Raw genomic sequence first — 21192 nt, 5'->3', positions numbered from 1 at the left:
CTTTCATCCCCCTCGTAAAATTAAATTTTAAATATTATTCTACAAGACTAGCTTTGTATCCTTCTATTTAGCGTTAACGTATATACGCAACACGTTATTATTGCTGCACATTTTTTATGATAGAAGCATTTTCTACATCTAAAACTAGATCTGCTTGTTCCAATGGCTTTTCTTCCCTTAAGTAAAACTCTTCACCCTTCCAATATCTCCGCTCATACTTATTTAGTCGTGCTTCCATATCTCCTATATAAGAATCTCGCTTCAACACCCGTACGTTTCGAATCTCTCTCGGACAATCCAAATAGATTAAATAATCAACAAAACTACGCCATTCCTTGCGTTGAAGGAATACCCCCTCAATTAATAGAACTGTACAGTCCTTCAGGGGTATATCCTTTGATAAGCACTGATCTTCTTGGGCAATATAAAATTTAAGCTGAAGAACCTTTGCCTTCTCATGATTTGACTTAAACAAGCTTTCCTGAATGTATAAAACATCCCATTGCATGCTATAGTATTCATACCATTCTGGTTGCCCGGTGTTATAACGCTTTTCCCGAACTTCTATTAAATCATCAAGGTGGATAATAACAATCTTATGACCCGCCTCCTCCAGTTCTTGGGCTAGTTGATCCGTAAAAGTAGTCTTTCCTGCCCCACTTAACCCGTCTACCCCCAAAACAAAAGGACGGTTTAAGCTTTTTATTTTTGTTAAAATCTGTTGTACGTTAAACATTTTTGGATTCTCCTGTGTTTAATAACTTGATAATAGCATTGGTAACTACGTAAGGATCCTCCAAATGAATAGAGTGACCTTTATCTGTTTGGATATGCTCTGTCCTGGCTGTTAACTTGGATAACAAAAGCTGCTGTTGAACCCATCTTTTCTCGGGATTATTAGAACTTAATACAGTGACAGGCAAGTCATTTAAAAGGGGCTTTGCATTCTTTAATTGATCTGCTGAAATGGCAATATCCCTATACTCTTGATAAATCGTTTGATACGCGCCCATTGTATATCCAGTATAATTTAAATAATGATTTTTCTCTCCAGCCAAAAACTTTCTTCCTGCCTTTTTCTTTAATATTCTAGGCAGACCAATAAGAGAAGTCACATACCCAAAAGTCGCCAACCGTTTAAATCCTCTGTTTTGGTTACCAGGAGCATACTGGTTCTCATGCACAGCATCGACTAGGAGTAGACCCTTCACCTGTTCTGGATACAAACTTACGTATAGCCTCATGATAAGTCCTCCAAAGGAATGCCCTACTAAAACATAAGGTGGTTGAAGATCTAACTTTTCCAGCAGCTCCTTTAACTCCTCTACATAATCTAGTGCAGTTAGAGTTTGTCGTCTTGTTTTACTCCACCCGTAATTCCCTCGATCATAGGACAATACTTTAGCACTCTTAGAAACTTTGGGCTGAATTTCGGACCAGTCAATAGAGATAGAGCCTAATCCCGCTTCTAATATGACTACATCTGGCCCCTCTCCTTCCAATATAACGTGTATATTAGAGTTCTTAGTTTTAATAATATTGCCTGGAGGATTTATTTTATTTTTGTGATTCATGGTTATATTCCATATGGTTAATGGAAATAAGGCAATTCCTAAACCCATTCTTAGAAAAGCAGCTAGCATTTTAGTCATAATTTTTCTCTACCGTTGATATTATTCTTTCATCTTTTACTTCTATTAAAAAATTTTCTTGAACATACTCCTTGCCACCATATTGTTCATACCATCCTTTAACGCTTGCAACATGTGGCTGATCACTTCTTACTGCAGCCTCTATTTGCAAATATTCCTCGTAGCTGTTATATTCCCAAATGGCAAAAATCTCGACTAAATCGTCTTTTGTAGCCGTCATCCATCTTCCTACTAAGCGAGAGCCATGCTTTAACTGATTCGGCAAATTAATTTCGTTGAATAGCTTGTTGAAGCTCTCCACAAATTCTTCCTTTACACGATAATACTTTCTTCGATAAAACATGCCCATCACTCCCTTAGCGCTTTGTCCATATAGCTTTCGTATAGGCTAACTTCATCCCTTGACGTTCCATGTTTCGATGACTACTACTTCCGAAAACAGCCTCACTAGTAATATACTTTGCACCCTGCTCCACCGCTTTCTCTATCCTCTTATTTAGCAGTGCACGTTGCACTCCCATTCCCCGATAAGCTGGTAGAGTTGCGGCAGCTGCCAAGGTGGCAAGTTCCCCTTCCACATATAAAACTCCAATGCCTACTGGGACATTTTGTCGAAGTGCTAAGTAAAAACTCCAGCCCGGCACGTCATATAATATTTGGTTGTTTTGCTGTATCCCGTCTTGTATAAAAGTTGGCAGACCGAAAGCATTTACATAGATAGATGAAAACAAGTCAAATTCATCCTTTTTTAGAGGACGAACTTCGATAGTTGTCGACAAACTTCCACTTTTACTACTAGAGACAGACCTTATAAAGGAGGAATGAAAACCAGATTGATAATATTCCATATCTGATAGCTTGCGAAACAGTTGATCAGAACTATTCAGTGGAGTAACCTCTATTCGAAAAGAAACAGATAGCTCCTTATAAAAGAAAAGGATTTCATCTAAGTATTTTAAATCGTAACTATTTAATCCTCTCACCGTATTAAAAGCAGGTCCCGGTATTTCCTTCACAGCAAAAGCATGGGTATTGCCTTTTACTATTCGCTCTGCTCCCATAGGATTATCTGGTAATGATTGAATTGTATTTATTCTAGATGTTAGTGTTTGTATTTCTGCTAATTCCGGTATGCTATATTTCATTTTCCATCTCCTATTATTTTATTTATACCTTGCCAAGTGCTGGCATCTGACTATATTTCTAAAGCTAGAGAATAATAACGAAATATGTCTAATTATAAACCTTTAACAATAATCATATACTTTAGAATATTTTACACTATTATTCTTTCATGCTAGAATATAATTCATATAATAACAATTAAAACCAATACAAAGGGGCGTATGTCATGAATACAAAGAGGTATAGACGAAGAAATACGATGGCTTTTACGGTGCTAGCTTATTTCACTTTTTTTGCAGGGGTCGTCATGTTTAGTATCGGGCTATACAATGCAGATAATTTGCAGCTAAACGAAAAAGGATATTATATTGCAGTAATGATTTTAGTAGCAGTAGGGGCAATCCTTACCCAAAAGGTTACGCGTGATAATGCTGAGGACAACGATATAATCGCTGAGCAAGAACAAGAACGTCAAATGAGCAATATTCGTATACCTTCAAGCTCCTCAAGCAGTAAAGAATCTTAAAAGCATATTATATTATGACAAAAATCCTGCCTTTAATTAGACAGGATTTTTTCTATTTCTACACGACTAATATTTGAGCCTTCTAGCAAGAAAATGTCTGGATTTTTCATGCGACTCCATTCGTCAAAGTCAAATGTACTATCAAAATGATTGAATAATAGAGACATGATATTCCCATGAGACACTATTCCCACATTTTTAACACCCTTTATACCTGACACCTCATTTACTACATTCAAAATACGGCCTAGCGCCTCTCGGCTAGATTCTCCACCGGGAAAGGTAAGATCTTTATCTTCAAAAGTCTTCTTTAGTTGCACTAGCCAATCATCCATAGGCTCTTTACTTAAAATACGCTCGCCTAACCCTTCATGGGTATGTATCTGCAAACCTGCATGAAAAGAAAACGGCTGGATTGTTTGTATTGCTCGCTGGAATGGACTAGAGATCAAATAGTCAATCTGTAATTTTTCTAATACAGATACAAGATCATTAGCACTTGCTTCACCTTCCAATGTTAAAACAGCATTTTCTTCTTGTCCTTCCGCCTTACAATGTCTTATAAAATATAATCTTTTGTTATGCATATACATTTCTCCTTTTAATATTTTCTTTTAATAATCTTATTTCCTTTTTACCTATGCATTTCATATAAAATTCCCTACAATGAAAGATGGAAAAGGAGGATGAATGATGAAAAAAGGTTATTTAGCAAATGGATTATTTGGATTAGGAGATCGTTTAGTAAATGAACTAGTAGCAAAGGAGATTCGAGCTTCACTCCCAGGCGTTGACTTATATGTACCACAGGAAAATGCAGCAATTAATGATAAAACGGCCTATGCAGATAGCCTGCTTATCGCTAGTGCAGACATCGATGCCCTGAAGAAGAGTGACTTCCTTGTTGCCGTAATTGATGGAGTTGAAATAGATTCTGGTGTTGCAGCAGAAATTGGTGCATTCTCTATGTTAAATCGTCCAATTTATGCACTCTATACCGATACGCGCCAACAAGGTCGAGAAAATAAGAAAAAAATTAACGCATTAATTGAAGATGGAACCGAAAATCAATTTATGTACCGCAACTTGTTTGTTATTGGACTGATCAAGCAAAACGGCGTCATTGTTAGCTCGATTGAGGAGCTAGGAAAAGCCTTGAGAAATTAATACATATATTTATAAAAAATCCTGTGTTTTTATCACAGGATTTTTTGTTTTATTTCACCAATTTCCAATTGACCATTTGCTCAGAAGTTCCTACTCTTTGCATATTTAGCTTTTCTAATACACGCATGGAGCCAAGATTATCGGAAAGTGTTTCAGCAATAATTGCATCCACCTTACCGGTTGCAAAAGGCCATTGAATGATGGCGCCTACTGCCTCTGTTGCATAGCCCTTACTCCAATACTCCTTTAATAAACCATAGCCAACCTCTACTTGTTTATCTACATTAGGATTTCCCTTAAAACCAATATCCCCAATGACCTGACCATCACTTTTCTTTATCACCAGCCACGCTCCCCAACCCAATGAGGTAGGATCAGCTTTAAGCATCTCTAAAGACATAGAAATCTGTGGTCCATTATCATAGCTCTGCTTTTCAGCTATTTGAGCAGTTTCTTCCGTACAAGGGATAATTTCTAATCTCTCAGTTTCTAATTTCATTTTGACTCTCCTTTTTATTTAGCTACATTTCACCTCTATAAAAGCTAATGTACAAAACATAGAACTATCCCCTTTCATTATTCAGTTAGTAAAATTATACCACGATACATTTTTTATTTTTTCATTTTTCTAAAATTATTATATAATTAGTTTACTAGTATCGAAGGGACTGATAGAGAATGAAAAACAAACTAATGGTGATTGAAAAGTAGACTTCTAACATTTCTCTTTTCAATACAAACAGAAAAAAATAGACCTAAAATGAAAAGAGGAAAACAACTTGTATCAAGATCAAGAATTAATCATACGACCAATTCAGTATAATGATTTACCTAGATTATGGGAATTAATGTGTAAAGATGAGGAGCCGGAGTGGAAAAAATGGGATGCACCCTATTACGACTATAAGCCAACTCCATATGATGTTTTTATGGAAAAAGCAGAATCCTACGTGGACAGTAAAAGCTTTTGGGGCATCGAAGTGGATGGAATAATACGTGGGATTGTGTCATATTATTGGGAGCATGAACCTTCTAAATGGCTTGAGATGGGTATAGGCTTTCATGAAGCTCCAAGCTGGGGTAAAGGGCTAGGAACCCGCGCTATGAGACTTTGGATGAACCACCTTTTTACTACAATGCCACTTGTCCGGGTAGGCTATACGACCTGGTCAGGTAATAAACGGATGATTCGGGTAGGAGAAAAGCTTGGAATGTCTATGGAGGCAAGAATTCGTAAAGTCCGCTTATATAATGGTGTTTACTATGATTCCATTCGAATGGGTATTTTAAGAGAAGAATGGGAAAAGGCACAGGAAGAAAGTATAAAAGAACTTTAAAAAAAGCTTGACAGTTATCAGAATTAATTGTAAATTCACTATAATAAGTTAATGCGATGAAGAGAAAAAGTAAGATGAGCGGTTTTCTTCAAAGAGAGCTTCGGTAGCTGAAAAGAAGCAGAAAACACCATTTGAACAATGGCCTCTGAGCACTACATTGAACGTGCAGTTACCTGCGCCTGAGATGCTAGCGGGATTGGTACCCGTTATCCACACCACAGTCTAGAATTTCATATTAACGGAATTTCTGTACTTGCTGAGGCTGCTTATGTGAATAAGTAGTGAATAAAGGTGGTAACACGAGTATCTCGTCCTTTTCAATCCAATGATTGAGGAGGGCGAGTTTTTTAATTCGCTCTCCTCCAAAAATAATGAGGAGAGTGTTTTAACATGACAGTAGGGTTATTAGTATTTCAATCAGATTTTGGTATCAACGACGGTGCGGTAAGTGCTATGCACGGGGTAGCCAATAGTGTGAAGCGTGGACTTCCGCTATTTGATCTGACACACCAAATTCCTCAATACAATATTTGGGAGGCATCTTATCGTCTCTTACAAACCATCAGCTATTGGCCAAGTGATACAGTATTTGTTTCCATAGTAGACCCTGGCGTTGGATCGGACCGGAGAAGTGTAGTTGCTAAGACCATAAACGATCAATATATTGTCACCCCAGACAATGGCACATTAACCCACATTAATCGATTTATTGGTATTAAAGAAGTGAGAGAAATTGATGAGTCAAAAAACCGCCTACCGAATTCTGGAGAATCTCACACGTTTCATGGACGTGACATTTTTGCTTATACAGGGGCACGACTTGCTTCTGGTGACATTCATTTGGAGGACGTCGGACCCTCTATCCATACATCTTTTATCGTGGAATTGCCATTAAAGGAGGCAGTTATTGAAAATAATTCGATTACAGGAGTCATTGATGTCATAGATCGACCATTCGGCAATCTTTGGACTAATATTCACCGTCTACAGTTTAAGCAGCTGAATGTAGAATATGGAGAGAAATTTGACGTTTCGCTTTCTATTAACGGGGAGGTAGCGTATGAGGGAGTAGTTACGTATGGTCGTTCTTTCGCTGCCGCAGAGTTAGGGGATGCACTCATGTATGTGAATTCTCTTGATAATATAGGAATTGCCTTAAATCAAGGCTCCTTCGCTGATACCTATAAGATTTCAACAGGTGCTAATACAGAAATAACGATTCGGAAAGCTGTTATTACAATCACTTAATTGGATGACTGGCAATAAAATATATAGGGGGAGAAATGAAATGAAAAAATCTATCTTTTCAACTAGGACGGTTGTTGCAATAGGTATCGGAACAGCTGTGTTCCTAATTCTAGCTAAATTTGCTGCAGTCCCTACCGGTATACCTAATACGACAATTCAAACATCCTATGCTTTTTTAGCACTCATTTCAGCTATTTTTGGACCGATAGCGGGTTTATTTGTTGGATTATTTGGTCATGCTTTAAACGACCTTACTTCTTATGGTTCTATATGGTGGAGTTGGGTCATTTCATCCGCATTTGTTGGATTAGGTATCGGATTATATTTTAAGAAGTTTTCTTTTGAGGATGGAGAGTTTGGTAAAAAACACATTATATTATTTAACATTGTTCAAATCGTTGTTCAAGTTATTGCATGGGCTTTAATAGCTCCATTATTGGACATTCTTATTTATGCAGAGCCTGCAAATAAAGTATTTACACAAGGGATCGTCGCTGCTGCTTCTAATATTATTACAGTTGCAATTCTAGGTACACTATTGCTTACTGCGTATGCAAAGACAAGAACCAAAAAAGGAAGCCTGAGCTACGAGGAATAAGTAGATAAGGAGATTTACATGAAAAAGCCAGTCATCGAATTTAAACACTTTAGCTTTCAATATAATAGTCAATCCGAACCTACTTTGCACGATATCAACTTAACGATTTACGAAGGGGAAAAAGTAGCTATTGTCGGACCATCCGGCTCTGGTAAAAGCACGCTCGTTCATTGCCTGAACGGGCTTGCGCCTTTTGCTTTTAAAGGCAGTATGACAGGAAACCTTACCATTCATGGGAGAGAGACCAGAGAGCTTGACCTCTTTACCATTTCACAGGAGGTTGGTACGGTTCTCCAGGATACGGATGGTCAGTTTATTGGCCTTACTGTAGGCGAGGATATAGCCTTTTCCCTAGAAAATAATGCTGTACCCACACAAAAAATGCACGAACGCGTTCAAAAAGCAGCCGCTTTAGTAAAAATGTCCAATCATTTAGATGCTCGTATTCATGAGCTCTCGGGCGGTCAAAAACAACGAGTCGCTCTTGCTGGCGTTTTAGTAAACGATGTGAATATTCTATTGTTTGATGAACCTCTCGCTAACCTTGATCCCGCTTCTGGGAAGGGAGCAATGAGACTAATTGATCAGCTTCATACAGATAGCAACAAAACGATTATCATTGTAGAACACAGATTAGAGGATGTTTTATCAGAACCTATCGATCGCATTATATTAATGAATCACGGGCAGATAATTGCAGACGGCAGCCCTAATGAGCTATTGGCAGGATCGGTATTAACGGATAATTGGATACGAGAACCACTTTACATTAAAGCCTTAAAATATGCTGGGTGTGAATTGAGTGATCACCCCAACCTAACTAAGGTTGACAGCATTGTAAATGACTCCTTCCGGCAGAAGCTAAAAACATTTAGCGATGCAAGATGCTCTCCAATTCAGCTTGGTTTTAAAAATGAGCCTGTCCTGACACTTGATGACATCAGCTTCCACTATGGTAATCATTTAGACATTATTAAAAACGTGTCTTTTCAATTACATAAAGGAGAAATGATAAGCCTTATCGGAGCCAATGGAGCCGGTAAATCTACCCTTTCCTCTCTTATCTGTGGTTTTGAACGACCTACTGAAGGCACTATATATTTCGAGGGTTTTAATGCGATTAACGACTCTATCAAGGAACGAGCTCATCGTGTAGGCTTTGTCCTCCAAAATCCAAATCATATGTTCTCTAAGCAAATAGTTTTCGATGAAGTTGCTTTTGGCCTTATTCAATTTGAACTATCAGATAGGGAAGTTAAGAGACGAGTGGAGGAAACATTAAAGACTTGTGGATTATACCCTTTCAGAAACTGGCCGATTGCAGCCTTGAGCTATGGACAGAAAAAACGTTTATCAATTGCCTCTATCCTCATCATTGAGCCCCCAATTATATTATTGGATGAGCCTACAGCGGGGCAGGATTACAAGCATACTACAGAACTAATGATGTTCTTAGAAGATTTAACGAAGCAGGGTACATCCATTATATTAATTACCCATGATATGCACCTAATGACGGAATATACAGACCGCGCAATCGTGTTAACAGAGGGGAAGATATTAGTGGATGACTCACCAGCCCATATCCTGTCGAATCCCTCTTTAATTCTAGAGGCTAATTTAAAGGAATCTTCCTTATATGAGATTGCTAAACAGCTCAAAATTGAGCATCCCTCTGACTTTGTAGAGCAATTTATACAGTATGATCGGGAGGTGCGATTTAATGGGCAACGAACTGCTAAGCTATCTTGATCGTGACTCTATTATCCATCGCCTAACAGGTTCAACCAAGCTGATCTGTTTCCTACTTTGGTCCACTGCGGCAATGTTAACGTATGACACAAGAGTTTTAATGGTGCTGTTGCTCGGTAGCTTTATTTTGTTTTATATATCGGATATTAAATTAAAGGATATCAGCTTAGTACTTGGTTTTATCCTCGTGTTTTTATTATTAAACAATATAGCCATATTTTTGTTCGCCCCTCAGCATGGGACAACTATTTATGGTACCTACCACCCTATTACTGGGTCCATGGGGCGTTATACACTTACGCAGGAGCAATTGTTTTACCAACTAAATATTACGTTGAAATATTTTGCAGTAATCCCTCCTGCTCTTTTGTTCTTAGTCACCACACATCCAAGTGAGTTTGCAGCTTCTCTAAACCGTATCGGTGTAAGCTATCGACTTGCCTACTCGGTTTCTATTGCTCTACGCTATATTCCTGATATACAAAGGGATTTTAAAACAATTTCTCGTTCCAAGCAGGCTCGCGGGGTGGACATGTCTAATAATGAAAAACTATTTACCCGAATAAAAAATGCTGGCTCTATTATAATGCCACTTATTTTTTCTAGTCTGGAACGTATTGAAACAGTCAGCAATACAATGGATCTTCGCGGTTTCGGTAAATTTAAAACTCGCTCCTGGTTTAGCTTAAAGGAGTTCAGAAAAAGAGATTTAATCGCTATTCTAATATCATCTTCATTATTTTTATTAATGGTTTTATTTATTTTTATTAACAATGGAAGGTTTTTTAATCCATTCACGTGAATCATTATTGACGTCTTACTAGAAAATGTTCTTATGTAGTAGGTGTTATGAAATTGGAACAACCTAAAAGTTAATCTCAAAGGGCCTCTCTTTAGGAGAAGCCCTTTTATCTTTTTAAAAATAAGTATTGACTGTCATTATAAATTATATTAATATTATAACAATTTAAAAGGTTGGAATAATATTTTTTTATTATTCACATATAATGTATTGCGTTAGTCCAAATAAGGACTATTTATTTTTAATACATTCGGTATATTTTATGCGATATATTATATAACTAGGAGGAATCATCATGAATCAAGCAACTAAGACATACCTAATCGACCGAATGTACAGAGGTTCCCAAGGACTAGCAAACGCCGTTCTTGTCACTTTAGGAATTGGACTACTTATTGAAACTATTGGTACGTTTACAGGCTGGGAAGGTTTTATGGCTATTGGGAAAACTGCTCAATTGATGCTTGCCCCAGCAATTGGTGCAGGTATCGCTTATCAGCTCGGAGGGAATACATTAGTTATTTTTAGTGCGATGGCCTGTAGCACCATTGGAGCGAATGCTCTCATACTACAAGATGGATTATGGGTTTTGACAACAGGACAACCAATTAGTGCAGTACTAGCAGCCGTGGTTGCTATCTGGGTAGGAAAACGTATTGCAGGAAAAACAAAGCTTGATATGCTTGCGATTCCTTTTTGCGCCATCCTTATAGGTGGTGTCGCGGGGGTTGGTTTAGCAGCTGTGACTACCCCTTTGTTACAGCAATTAAGTGAGTTTATTGCTGGTTCTGTTTCTGGATCTCCTTTACTTGGATCGATTGTTATTGCATTGGTGTGGAGTATTTTCCTTATGTCCCCTGCTTCCTCAGCAGCAATCGCCATTGCGTTACAACTAGACCCAGTATCTAGTGCGGCAGCATTAATCGGGTGTACAGCACAATTTGCAGGATGGACAGCTATGTCCTTTAAAGAAAATGACTTAGGTGCGAACATTGCACAATCGTTCTTGACGCCTAAAGTTCAAGTACCTAATTTGGTGAAAAATCCACGGTTAGTAATTGGGCCATTTTTATCTTCAATTATTTGTGCTCCGATTGCTATCTTATTATTTAATTTTGAGGCACCTTATACATTAGCCGGGCTTGGACTAAATTCATTCATCGCTCCTTTAAATGTTCTAGCAAACCAAGGTATTGGAGTGCTTCTTATGTATATCGTGTTAGGCGTTATTGTACCGGCAGTTATCTCTATGACAGCTTATCATCTGCTTAAAAAACGAGGATGGGCTAAAACTGGAGACTTACATATGGAAGTCCAGTAAATACGGTCATAACAAATAAAAGCTCCTTACATTTACAGACAGTAGATTTAAGGAGCTTCATTTATGTAATGAGGCAGGTCTATCCTAGCCTCTAATTTTATAAAATGTTACTTATAATGCCCTTGTCTGTGTAGATTGTCACTGGCGAAGCTATTGCTCTTTTATCGGAAAACAACCATCTCCTACCTACAGGTCCAAGCAATATATATACCCCATCCTCCTGATGCCCCATAAAGTTTAAATGTTCTGGTTCGTCCACTATTTTTCCATCCTGTGAAGGGATGCCTAGGTCCATTATTTGGTCTGCGAACTCAATGATATTATGGGTAGTTAATCCAATTTCACTAATTTCAACAACATTGTTTGAAGTGAAGTGCATAGCATTCGACTTTGGTGTAATTGCTTCTCTTGCAATAAACTCCACAACGTTTCCTGCCGGATCCTGAAAATAACAGGACTTTGCTTTAAAATGACCACTATATTCTACCTCATCCTTCCCTTCCTCTATAGATAACGTTACACGTTGTAGCAGCCATATTTTAGCCTTTGAAAACATATTTGAGTGTATATTAAAAGCAAAGTGATAGAAAGTATCCCTGGCTTCACTGTCCTTAATAAATCTAAGCAAACTATTCCCAATTTGAAATGTGGCCTCGGTAGCTTTCCATAACGTTAAAGGAAACTCTAATGTATCCCGGTAAAAGATGACCACTTCCTCTAAGTTAGATACCCACAAATCAATTTGCTGGATCTTCATTTTTATCCTCCTCTTTAGCTTCTACTCTCAATATATACAAGTAGTATTGGAGTCAACTCGGCCAATAGCAGGAAGAATAAATATAATGATAGCTTTTTTTAACTTTTCCCAATGGATATGGTAAAATTAAGTCATTAAAATATGTAAAATAAAGGGGTACTTCATGAAAATTTCCGTTAATTACTCAGAGGATTACCAAAGCCTCCTTACAGAAGAATTACATAACAAACTAGAGGCTACTCATGATTTTATCCAGTCAAAAACAGGATTGGGATCTGATTTTTTAGGATGGGTAAATTGGCCAAGCTCCACTCAGCAAGCTTTTTTACAAGATATAAAACAAACTGCAGAGCATATTCGCTCTAATTCAGATGTATTAGTTGTCATTGGAATTGGGGGGTCTTACCTAGGCTCCAAAGCAGTTCTAGAATCACTCGCTACTCCATTCCAAAAGGACAAACAATTAGAAGTCATCTTCGCGGGACAGCTAGTTAGTGGTGCTTATTTAAAGCAATTGATTGCTTACTTAGACTCTAAGGAAGTAACTTTAAATGTTATTTCTAAGTCGGGTACGACAACCGAACCTGCTATTGCTTTCCGATTCCTACGCCAGTACATGGAAGCGCGCTACGGTGAAGAGGCTGCAGCTCGCATCATCGTCACTACAGACGAGGAAAAAGGTGCTCTATTGTCTCTTGCGAAGGAAAAGGGCTACAAACGCTATGTAGTACCAGAAGATATCGGTGGCCGCTATTCTGTTTTTACAGCAGTTGGCTTATTACCAATCGCAGCAGCTGGGCATAATATTGAGCATTTGATAGCAGGAGCTAAACAAGCAGAAGAGGACTTTCAAGTCATGGACGTTCAATCGAATGCGGCTATTAAATACGCTGTCATCCGAAATCATTTATACGGTAAGGGATATCCTGTGGAAATAATGGCTACCTTTGACGAGAAGCTGAAGTATGTCCAGGAATGGTGGAAACAGTTATTTGGGGAGAGTGAAGGAAAAGAAGGAAAAGGTATTTTCCCTGCTTCCGTACTGTACTCAACGGACCTCCATTCATTAGGACAATACATCCAAGATGGTAAGCGTATGCTATTCGAAACATTCCTCATGGTTGAAGAAGTTTCAGATGATCTAACCGTCTTTGAAGCGGAGGATAACCGTGATGAGCTAAATTACTTAAGCGGTCTGACGTTACATGATTTCAATAAGGCATGTCACGAAGCAACCGCCTCTGCCCATTTAGACGGTGGTGTTCCTCAAATCACATTAACAATAGAACAGCTAGATGAAAAGCATATTGGTCACTTATTATATTTTTACATGATGACTTGTGCGTATAGTGCTTACTTGTTGGACATTAATCCTTTTGATCAGCCAGGAGTAGAAGACTATAAACGAAACATCTTTAAGATTCTTAAAAAGCCTGGATATTAAAACTGTAGCCTCCAAGTTGGGGGCTACAGTTTTTCATTTTTCAGTAGAGTTTTCCTATTTACTGTGGAACCGACCGGTTTTTCGGTGTGACCGACCGATTATTGGGTGGAACCGACCGATTTTTTCGTGAAACCGACCGATTATTACGGTGAACCGACCGATTCTCCATTTTATTTACACAACAAGCATTGCGGCACCAAGCATACCTGCTTCATTACCAAATTGTGCTCGTTTAATTTCAACTGGTTTAAGCATTAATGGTTTTACTTTTTCGATTAGCAAGTCCCACCATTCATCGGCAGATTCCGAAACGCCACCGCCAATAACTATACAATCCATATCAATTACTGCTTGAAGGGTAGAAAGAACAATTGCAAAGTCTGCTATAAAACGATCTCTTGCACGTTTTGCACTTTCAATCTCCCGAGAAGCTAGCTTAAATAAAGTATGGGGCTTAGCTAATTCTCCAGTAGCCGGATCAATCACATGCTCTTCTTTAATCAATCTCTTTAATGCAGTTCCTGATACGTATTGTTCACTACAGCCTGGTCGTCCACAACCACAAACTAACCCGTTAGGATATAAAATGAGATGTCCGATTTCTCCAGCTCCCCCATTCGCACCATTCATAACCTGACCATCAAATATAAAGCCACCGCCAAGACCGGTACCAACCGTTACACAAACTACTTTTGAAAAGTTACTTCCTGCTCCGATACGTGCCTCTGCAAGTGCCGCACAGTTCGCGTCATTATTTAACTCGACTCGAAGTCCCGTAGCTGTCTCTAATAGCGGTTTTACAGGTGTGCCCTCCCAGCCAGGCAGCTCCTTTTCAAAGGTGACTGTTCCAGTTTCAGCATCTACCATTCCTCTGGTTCCAATGCCAACTCCTGAGATGTCAGGGAACTGATCTTTAATCTTTAAGACCTGCTCCTCTAAATAGGGGTATAAGGGAAGCTCTGTAGGTACTGTTATATCAGCTAAGACTTCTCCAGTCTCATTCACAACGCCCATCCGTATTTTCGTTCCACCAATATCTATGCCAAGTACCTTCTTCACTTTATAATCTCCTTTCAAAAGCTAATACTACTGCTTCATAGGGACGTACATTTATCCCTTGTTCTTCTATTTCTGGTGAGTCGTAATTAGCTATCATTACTTTTCTGCTAAGACCCTCTACCTCACAGCTAGTCCATTGCAGTTTCTCTGTACTATTTGAGAAATTCGTGATGACAAGCCATTCTTCCTTCTCGGTTTGGCGCTTATATACAAAAAGCTTTGGATCGTTTGGAAATAGCAAATGAAAGCTTCCATAAGTTATAATGTCGTGCTGTTTTCTCAACTCAATAAGCTTTTGATACGTATAAAAGATGGATGAGGAATCAGATAGCACCTGTTCAGCATTAATTTCAGTAGTATTTGGATTCATCTGTATCCACGGAGTACCAGTTGTAAATCCCCCATCGCTTGTCCACTGCATAGGTGTACGTGCATTGTCTCTACCCTTAGCATAAATACCACGCATAATAGCACCCTCTGGTATACCTTGTTCTATTTTACTATTATACATATTAATCGTTTCGATATCCTTGTAGTCTTCAATACTATCAAATCTAACGTTAGTCATACCTAGTTCTTCTCCTTGATAAATATAAGGAGTTCCTTGTAGCATATGAAGACAAATAGCTAGCATTTTAGCAGAAGTAACTCGATATTCTTGGTCATTCCCAAAACGAGAAACGACACGAGGCTGGTCATGATTGTTCCAATATAAGCTATTCCATCCTACCCCATGAAGTGCATGCTGCCATTTCTCAAGATTGTGTTTTAACGCAACTAAATCCAGTGGCTTTGCATCCCATTTTTCAAAAGGTCCACTGTCTAAATCCATATGTTCAAAGGTGAATACCATGTTCACTTCTTTATTGGCAGGATTCGTATATAACTGAGCATCCTTAGGAGAAGCTCCTGGCATTTCACCTACTGTTAGTACATCATAGTTTTGAAGAACACGCTCATTCATTTCTTTTAAATATGTATGGATTTTAGGACCATTCATAAAATATGGACCTCCATCACCATATAGCTGTCCTTGTCCAACCTTTCCGTCCGGTAGTCCCTCCACCTTGGAAATAAAATTAATAACGTCCATTCGAAATCCGCCTATACCCTTATCTAGCCAATAGGTCATCATCTCATATATATCGTTACGGAGCATTTCGTTCTCCCAATTCAAGTCTGGTTGCTTCTTAGAAAACAAATGTAAGTAATAGGAATCTGTCGCCTCATCCTTTTCCCATGCAGATCCGGAAAAAACAGAGCCCCAGTTATTCGGCGGCAAATTGTCTTTCCCCTCCCTCCAAATATAATAGTCTCTATACTTAGAGTCCTTTGAGAATTTGGACTCGACAAACCACTTATGCTCGTCAGAGGTATGGTTAACGACAAGGTCCATTACTATACGTAAGTCTCTTGCTTCTGCTTCCTCTATCAATTGATCTAAATCTTCCATTGTTCCAAACTCATCTAAAATAGTACGGTAGTTTCTTATGTCATAGCCATTGTCATCGTTCGGAGAGTCGAAAACAGGACTCAACCAAATAACATTGACACCTAGCTTCTGTAAATAATCTAATTTAGAAATAATCCCTTGTATATCCCCAATTCCATCTCCGTTTGAATCCATAAAGCTACGTGGATAAATTTGATAAACTACACTTCGTTTCCACCAAGGCTCCTTATTTGTCTTCATGTTCTCCGACCCCCATCAGAAGTATTTGATATATTCATTATAATGCAAACGCTTGCATAAAGTGATATCTTTTTTCAAAAAGTTATTTGAATTGGATAAAAAATAAGAACTGGCAATATATATAAAAAAGCAAGTACATGAATGACGTACTTGCTTCTTTAGTGCCTAGTGATGCATTCTAAACGAAGAGACCTATATTAGCTCTTTTTCACAAACTCAGATTTTAACTTCATGGCCCCAAAGCCATCTATCTTACAATCAATGTTATGATCTCCATCTACTAGGCGGATACTCTTTACTTTCGTCCCGATTTTTAGCGTGGAAGAGCTCCCTTTTACTTTTAAATCTTTAATAACTGTAACAGAGTCTCCGTCCTGAAGGATATTCCCGTTAGAGTCCTTCACCACCAACTCTTCTGCCGTATCTCCTACTTCTTCTGTTAAGGACCATTCGTGAGCACATTCAGGACAAACTAAAAGAGAGCCATCTTCATATGTATATTCGGAATTGCACTTTGGGCATTTCGGCAATGCTGTCGTCATTTTATTACCTCCAATTTACCTCATTTTAATACAGGACTCTATGCCCTTCAACTCATTTCTATCCCCAATAGGTTTATTGAAATTTCTTTGTGGGTAATCATTTAATAACCTTCCTAATTAAAATATATTCAAAAATATGGTGAGAGGAGGAATGAACATGGCTGAAGAAGAAAAACGCGTAGAAGTACATCGTGAAGAACGAACTGATTCTGGGATGGTAGGAGCAACCTTCATCAAGTATGCTGCTTACCTAATTATATTCTTTGGTATCCTTTGGTTCCTAATCTCTTACGTATTCCCAATGTTTTAATTGGTGACTAAATCCACGTCTGACCACATGCAGACGTGGATTTTCCCTTTTTAAAAAAGAAGCCCTATTCCGGGCTTCTTTTTTTGTTATTCTGTTTCTGGGAAAAATGCTTGCTCGGTCCATACGTCGACTAATACTGGTCCTTTAGTTTGGAGGGCTTTGCTCAGTATTTCTTCTAAATTGTTATCTGCTTCCACACGGAACCCTTTCCAACCACATGCCTCGGCCACTTGAACGAAATTTGGGTTAGTCAGTTCTGTCCCTAACTCTTCATTGCCAGCAGCTTGAATCTTATCACTTTCCATTTGAAGAGCTCCATTATTAAAAATTACTACCGTGATATCCAGACCATAACGAGTAGCAGTCAATAAATCAGCTAACGTCATTTCTATACCACCGTCTCCCACCACGGCTACCACTTGTTTTTCTGGTTGCTCTAACTTTGCTGCAATTGCTGCAGGAAGACCAAAGCCCATGGAACGCCAATATCCTGAAAAGAGAACCTTTTGGTTAGTTTGACGGAAGTTCCTATTCATCCACACTGTTACGTCTCCTGTGTCTAAAGCAATGATTGCATCGTCTGCTACCGTATTTTCTAGTCCTCTTGCTATTCGTGATGGATGAACGGGAGATCCTTGTATTTGACCTTCCTGTTCGTTTTGATATGCCCATTTCTCTTTTACTGCGTCTATGCGATTAAGCCACTCTTCATTCTTCTGTTTGCCCTTCATGCTTTCTAATAGAAGAGGAATAACCTGCTCAGTTTTACCCTTAATCCCGTAATCTGCTGCCACTCTTTTCTTGGCATGCTCTAAATGAAGGTCAATATGGATAATAGTCGCATCTTCTGGCACATATCCCTCCGGCCACCACGTTGCTCCTGCTATTAGAACTACATCCGAATCTTTAAATACATTTGGGGCATGGGGATTTCCTCCCTCGCCAATCCCTTGGATGAGATGAGGTGTAGCGTCCTCAAAAATGCCTTTGCCGCCTATACTTAATAAAATTCCTGCTCCCCAAGTCGTAGCCAGCTCTGCTATATCTCCTGCTGCTCCTCTTGCTCCTGCACCAGCTAAAATCATTGGTTGTCGTGCCTGTTTCATCACTCCCGCTACCTCTTCTAAATCATTTAGTTCAAAGGTGCCTGTTCCCTCTAATACTTTCGGGAGTTGTCTAGCCTTTACAGTAGTCTCTTTTTCAAATAAATTTTTAGGCACTGATATGTGAGTCACTGTTCTCTGCTGTAGAGAAATTTCAGCTGCCTTCTGAAGCAAATCAACAATGGCATTCTCACTATTTAAGTTTGCTGAGTATGCTGCAAATGGCTTAAATAGCTCCTGCTGATCGACATATTGCTGAAAGTCTGTCCCCATTTCTTTTTGTTCGGCCTGACCCGTTAACGCTAATACAGGTGCCTTGTCTGAATATGCATCACCTAGACCATTTAAAAGATTGGCTGCACCTGGACCCATTGTAGAAGTACATACTGCTAGTCTACCCGTCAGCTTTGCTTCCGCCGAAGCCATGAATGCTGCTACAGACTCATGCTTTACAGCAATAAATTCGATTTTATCCTGTTTGGCCATTGCGTCTAAAAGCCCAATAATAGTATCACCAGTCACCCCGTAAATTCGCTTAACCCCTAAAAGGGATAGCTGGTCTAATATAACCTCTGCGACATTTTTATTCATATTAATCCTCTCCTTTAAACAGAGTGTGTTACTCGTTAAATTCCCTTATACAAATGGATTAAACAAATAACCTCAAGAAGAGGTTTACTCTTAAAAATGGATTCCTCAGCTGTTAATCCATTCTTTGATGTCTTTTTCCTGCTCTATACTTAATGAGTTCCCCATATCACGTTGCATTCTGATACCCGCCCAAACAAAAAATGCTGGAAGATTATTATAAGCCCCGTCAACACTTTCATAGCCCGTTCTCCAACCTGCTTCAAACGCCTTTATGAGAGATAGATTATCTTTAAAATGACGGTATCCCTCTATCTGTAAAATAGATAGAGTCCTTGCATAATCAAATCTTGGATCACCTAACGCTACATTAGTCCAATCTATTACTCCCGTAATCTTGCTACCATCTGTTAGAACATTTAATGGATGAAAATCTAAGTGAATAAGACATTCTTTAGCTGATGGCAGTTCTTCGATCATCTTTTTTTCTGAACCGATTGGCGTTAACCAATTGGGAGTTCTGATTTCTAAAGATTCTGGTACCGTTATGTGATGAAGTTTTGCATGTGTCTTTCCAAATTCTTCTCCTAGCTGATGAGCTACAGCTGGTTTTTCCATTAGCATTTGAAGTACAGTTACTCCTTTAATCCATTCCATTAGCATAGCAGCATAGGAATCCTCCACTATAACTGAATACACAATAGGTACAGGAATACCACTTTCTAATGCAAGTTCCATTATATTCTTTTCATATAAAAACTGGTCATATCGTTCAGCATGTTGGATCCGAAGGGCAAGATTAGTACCATCCTGTATTCGTACTTTATATACTAAGCAGTCTTTCCCCCCCTGTACCTCTTCAAGCCTTGTATACGATGTGATCCCTAATTTATTTATAATTTTATTTATGTCCATCCATTATCGCCCCTTATAATTCTTACACCGCTATATAACCTTTTAGTTCTGCTTTACCATTCAACATTCCTGCTGACTTACATATGTTAGAGATAAAAGCTAGAGGGGCTGAAAGATTGTCCAAAAAAATTGCTCTTGTGTGCAGTATTGAGTCCTATACGCTAGGTGATGCCCATCTATTCAAGGATGTTTGTCTTGTTCCAATATTACTTGGTGAATATTTAGGATACGAGGTAACCATAGTAACTGCTCACATTAACCAGACATTACTCCATGAGACCTTTCCAAATGTAAAGTTTGCACGTGTTTCCTCCGAGGGGAACTTCGAGGAAAATATGAAACTTTACATGATAGAGCATGCGCATGAAATTGATATTGCAGTTGCATTTGGTCCTTACCCATCTTATCTATCTATTTTGAAGACATATAAAATGTATAATCCGCTTGGGAAAATTTATATGAAACTAGATGTAAATCGTTACTGGTTGACTCGGTTATTACAAGAACCTTATTTTGAAGAACTATTGAATCTCTGTGACTTAGTTACCTCTGAGTGCGAGCCGATTCAAAATAAAATTAACGAAATGCTGAATTTAAAAGTAAAAAGAATTCCAAACGGTTTTTATGAATTTTTTCCTACAGAGCCTGTTTTATTTAAAGATAAAAAAAATGTAATTCTAACTGTAGGGAGAATAGATTCCCCGGAGAAGCAAGTCCTTCCGGCTGTAACAGCCTTCTTATCAGCAGGAATACCTGATTGGGAATTTCGCTTAGTTGGACCAATGAATGAGGAATTCAAAGCCAAATTATTTACCTTATTAGAGGGAAATCCATACGGCTCTCAAGTAAAAACCTTAGGTCCCATTTACGATAAAATTCTCTTAGAACAAGAATATAGAGCTGCTAAAATATTTACCCTTACCTCCATAGTAGAATGTCATGCTCATGTCTTAGCAGAGGCTGCTAAGAATGGTTGTTATTTGATCTGCACAGACGTGGACGGGGTCTCCGATATTACGTACAACCAAAGATACGGGAAGATTCATTCCACCTCCGATTGGGAAGGGATAGCTAAAACATTAAAAAAAGTGACAAGCGACGAGAAATTACTCTCAAGCACCTGCTATGAGCTACAGTCCATTGCACGAGCTTCCTTAAATTGGAGAAACCTTGTCCAACAAATTTCTCTTTTTCTGAGAGAAGCTCCAATGAAGTAGCTAGTCTAAGCAAACAAGGACCGCTCTTTATATGAA

23 protein-coding genes and 1 other annotated feature are annotated in these 21192 nt (G+C 38.6%); of the genes, 11 read left to right on the top strand and 12 right to left on the bottom strand.

Going from position 1 to position 21192, the window contains the following annotated elements; translation table 11 throughout:
• Positions 1–97 precede the first annotated feature (97 nt).
• The 4 genes from MKX96_RS01730 to MKX96_RS01715 are packed head-to-tail and all read right to left on the bottom strand — an operon-like array spanning position 98 to position 2797.
• Positions 98–736 carry a kinase gene (locus MKX96_RS01730; RefSeq protein WP_340881507.1) on the bottom strand — a complete coding sequence of 213 codons (639 nt, stop codon included), beginning with the start codon at positions 734–736 and terminating at the stop codon, positions 98–100.
• On the bottom strand, positions 729–1652 hold the full coding sequence (locus MKX96_RS01725) for an alpha/beta hydrolase (protein WP_340881505.1): 924 nt from the start codon (positions 1650–1652) through the stop codon (positions 729–731). The genes MKX96_RS01730 and MKX96_RS01725 overlap by 8 nt, the downstream gene beginning before the upstream one ends.
• On the bottom strand, positions 1645–1995 hold the full coding sequence (locus MKX96_RS01720; protein WP_340881503.1) for an NIPSNAP family protein: 351 nt from the start codon (positions 1993–1995) through the stop codon (positions 1645–1647). The genes MKX96_RS01725 and MKX96_RS01720 overlap by 8 nt, the downstream gene beginning before the upstream one ends.
• A gap of 13 nt (positions 1996–2008) precedes the next feature.
• Positions 2009–2797, bottom strand: coding sequence for a GNAT family N-acetyltransferase (locus MKX96_RS01715; protein ID WP_340881501.1), 789 nt, complete (start codon positions 2795–2797; stop codon positions 2009–2011).
• Positions 2798–3003: 206 nt separating this feature from the next.
• Between MKX96_RS01715 and MKX96_RS01710 the strand changes: the two genes are divergently transcribed.
• Positions 3004–3303 carry a YiaA/YiaB family inner membrane protein gene (locus MKX96_RS01710; protein ID WP_169358373.1) on the top strand — a complete coding sequence of 100 codons (300 nt, stop codon included), beginning with the start codon at positions 3004–3006 and terminating at the stop codon, positions 3301–3303.
• A 32-nt stretch (positions 3304–3335) separates the two neighbouring features.
• Here MKX96_RS01710 and MKX96_RS01705 read toward each other — a convergent pair whose 3' ends face one another.
• The gene (locus MKX96_RS01705) at positions 3336–3890 is read right to left on the bottom strand and encodes a histidine phosphatase family protein (protein ID WP_340881498.1); all 555 of its coding nucleotides are present in this window, start codon (positions 3888–3890) and stop codon (positions 3336–3338) included.
• A 106-nt stretch (positions 3891–3996) separates the two neighbouring features.
• Here MKX96_RS01705 and MKX96_RS01700 point away from each other — a divergent pair, with 106 nt between their 5' ends.
• Positions 3997–4470: a nucleoside 2-deoxyribosyltransferase gene (locus tag MKX96_RS01700; protein ID WP_340881496.1), complete on the top strand. Its 474-nt coding sequence runs from the start codon at positions 3997–3999 to the stop codon at positions 4468–4470.
• A 49-nt stretch (positions 4471–4519) separates the two neighbouring features.
• On the opposite strand, the gene MKX96_RS01695 is transcribed toward MKX96_RS01700, so the two are convergent.
• Positions 4520–4969: a GNAT family N-acetyltransferase gene (locus tag MKX96_RS01695; protein WP_340881494.1), complete on the bottom strand. Its 450-nt coding sequence runs from the start codon at positions 4967–4969 to the stop codon at positions 4520–4522.
• Between the two features lie 280 nt (positions 4970–5249).
• Here MKX96_RS01695 and MKX96_RS01690 point away from each other — a divergent pair, with 280 nt between their 5' ends.
• The 6 genes from MKX96_RS01690 (at position 5250) to MKX96_RS01665 (ending at position 11528) form a co-directional block, all read left to right on the top strand.
• Positions 5250–5807, top strand: coding sequence for a GNAT family N-acetyltransferase (locus MKX96_RS01690; protein WP_340881492.1), 558 nt, complete (start codon positions 5250–5252; stop codon positions 5805–5807).
• A gap of 47 nt (positions 5808–5854) precedes the next feature.
• Positions 5855–6126, top strand: a binding site (T-box leader).
• Positions 6127–6197: 71 nt separating this feature from the next.
• Positions 6198–7055, top strand: a complete 858-nt coding sequence (locus MKX96_RS01685; RefSeq protein WP_340881490.1) for an SAM hydrolase/SAM-dependent halogenase family protein — start codon at positions 6198–6200, stop codon at positions 7053–7055.
• Positions 7056–7095: 40 nt separating this feature from the next.
• Complete coding sequence (locus MKX96_RS01680) at positions 7096–7653, top strand: ECF-type riboflavin transporter substrate-binding protein (protein ID WP_340881488.1); 558 nt, start codon at positions 7096–7098, stop codon at positions 7651–7653.
• 18 nt (positions 7654–7671) lie between these two features.
• Positions 7672–9405 carry an ABC transporter ATP-binding protein gene (locus tag MKX96_RS01675; RefSeq protein ID WP_340881486.1) on the top strand — a complete coding sequence of 578 codons (1734 nt, stop codon included), beginning with the start codon at positions 7672–7674 and terminating at the stop codon, positions 9403–9405.
• A complete protein-coding gene (locus MKX96_RS01670) occupies positions 9377–10207 on the top strand; it encodes an energy-coupling factor transporter transmembrane component T family protein (protein ID WP_340881484.1) in 831 nt (276 codons plus the stop codon). Before MKX96_RS01675 ends, MKX96_RS01670 begins: the two co-directional genes overlap by 29 nt.
• A gap of 295 nt (positions 10208–10502) precedes the next feature.
• On the top strand, positions 10503–11528 hold the full coding sequence (locus MKX96_RS01665) for a PTS transporter subunit IIC (RefSeq protein WP_340881482.1): 1026 nt from the start codon (positions 10503–10505) through the stop codon (positions 11526–11528).
• 97 nt (positions 11529–11625) lie between these two features.
• Here the strand turns inward: MKX96_RS01665 and MKX96_RS01660 are convergent, their stop codons facing one another.
• Entirely contained in the window at positions 11626–12285 is a 660-nt protein-coding gene (locus MKX96_RS01660) for a hypothetical protein (protein ID WP_340881480.1), read from the bottom strand.
• 163 nt (positions 12286–12448) lie between these two features.
• Between MKX96_RS01660 and MKX96_RS01655 the strand changes: the two genes are divergently transcribed.
• Positions 12449–13729: a glucose-6-phosphate isomerase gene (locus tag MKX96_RS01655; protein WP_340881478.1), complete on the top strand. Its 1281-nt coding sequence runs from the start codon at positions 12449–12451 to the stop codon at positions 13727–13729.
• Positions 13730–13903: 174 nt separating this feature from the next.
• Here MKX96_RS01655 and MKX96_RS01650 read toward each other — a convergent pair whose 3' ends face one another.
• The 3 genes from MKX96_RS01650 to MKX96_RS01640 all read right to left on the bottom strand — a co-directional run bounded on the left by MKX96_RS01650 (position 13904) and on the right by MKX96_RS01640 (position 17023).
• Positions 13904–14788: an ROK family protein gene (locus MKX96_RS01650; RefSeq protein WP_340881476.1), complete on the bottom strand. Its 885-nt coding sequence runs from the start codon at positions 14786–14788 to the stop codon at positions 13904–13906.
• 1 nt (position 14789) lies between these two features.
• A complete protein-coding gene (locus MKX96_RS01645) occupies positions 14790–16481 on the bottom strand; it encodes a glycoside hydrolase family 13 protein (protein ID WP_340881475.1) in 1692 nt (563 codons plus the stop codon).
• A gap of 197 nt (positions 16482–16678) precedes the next feature.
• The gene (locus MKX96_RS01640) at positions 16679–17023 is read right to left on the bottom strand and encodes a zinc ribbon domain-containing protein YjdM (RefSeq protein WP_169358359.1); all 345 of its coding nucleotides are present in this window, start codon (positions 17021–17023) and stop codon (positions 16679–16681) included.
• A gap of 157 nt (positions 17024–17180) precedes the next feature.
• Here MKX96_RS01640 and MKX96_RS01635 point away from each other — a divergent pair, with 157 nt between their 5' ends.
• Positions 17181–17333 (top strand): hypothetical protein, encoded by a 153-nt coding sequence (locus MKX96_RS01635; RefSeq protein ID WP_169358358.1) that lies wholly within the window; start codon positions 17181–17183, stop codon positions 17331–17333.
• Positions 17334–17419: 86 nt separating this feature from the next.
• On the opposite strand, the gene MKX96_RS01630 is transcribed toward MKX96_RS01635, so the two are convergent.
• Positions 17420–19027, bottom strand: coding sequence for a thiamine pyrophosphate-binding protein (locus tag MKX96_RS01630; RefSeq protein WP_340881470.1), 1608 nt, complete (start codon positions 19025–19027; stop codon positions 17420–17422).
• Positions 19028–19132: 105 nt separating this feature from the next.
• Positions 19133–19939: a phosphotransferase family protein gene (locus MKX96_RS01625; protein WP_340881468.1), complete on the bottom strand. Its 807-nt coding sequence runs from the start codon at positions 19937–19939 to the stop codon at positions 19133–19135.
• Between the two features lie 116 nt (positions 19940–20055).
• On the opposite strand from MKX96_RS01625, the gene MKX96_RS01620 reads away from it, so the two are divergent.
• Positions 20056–21156, top strand: a complete 1101-nt coding sequence (locus MKX96_RS01620) for a glycosyltransferase family 4 protein (protein WP_340881467.1) — start codon at positions 20056–20058, stop codon at positions 21154–21156.
• Positions 21157–21192 lie beyond the last annotated feature (36 nt).

It is taken from the genome of Psychrobacillus sp. FSL W7-1493 (assembly GCF_038004905.1).
Classification (GTDB): domain Bacteria; phylum Bacillota; class Bacilli; order Bacillales_A; family Planococcaceae; genus Psychrobacillus.
The sequence above is the reverse complement of the archived record's forward strand: the minus strand, read 5'-3'. Positions and strand labels throughout refer to the sequence as shown.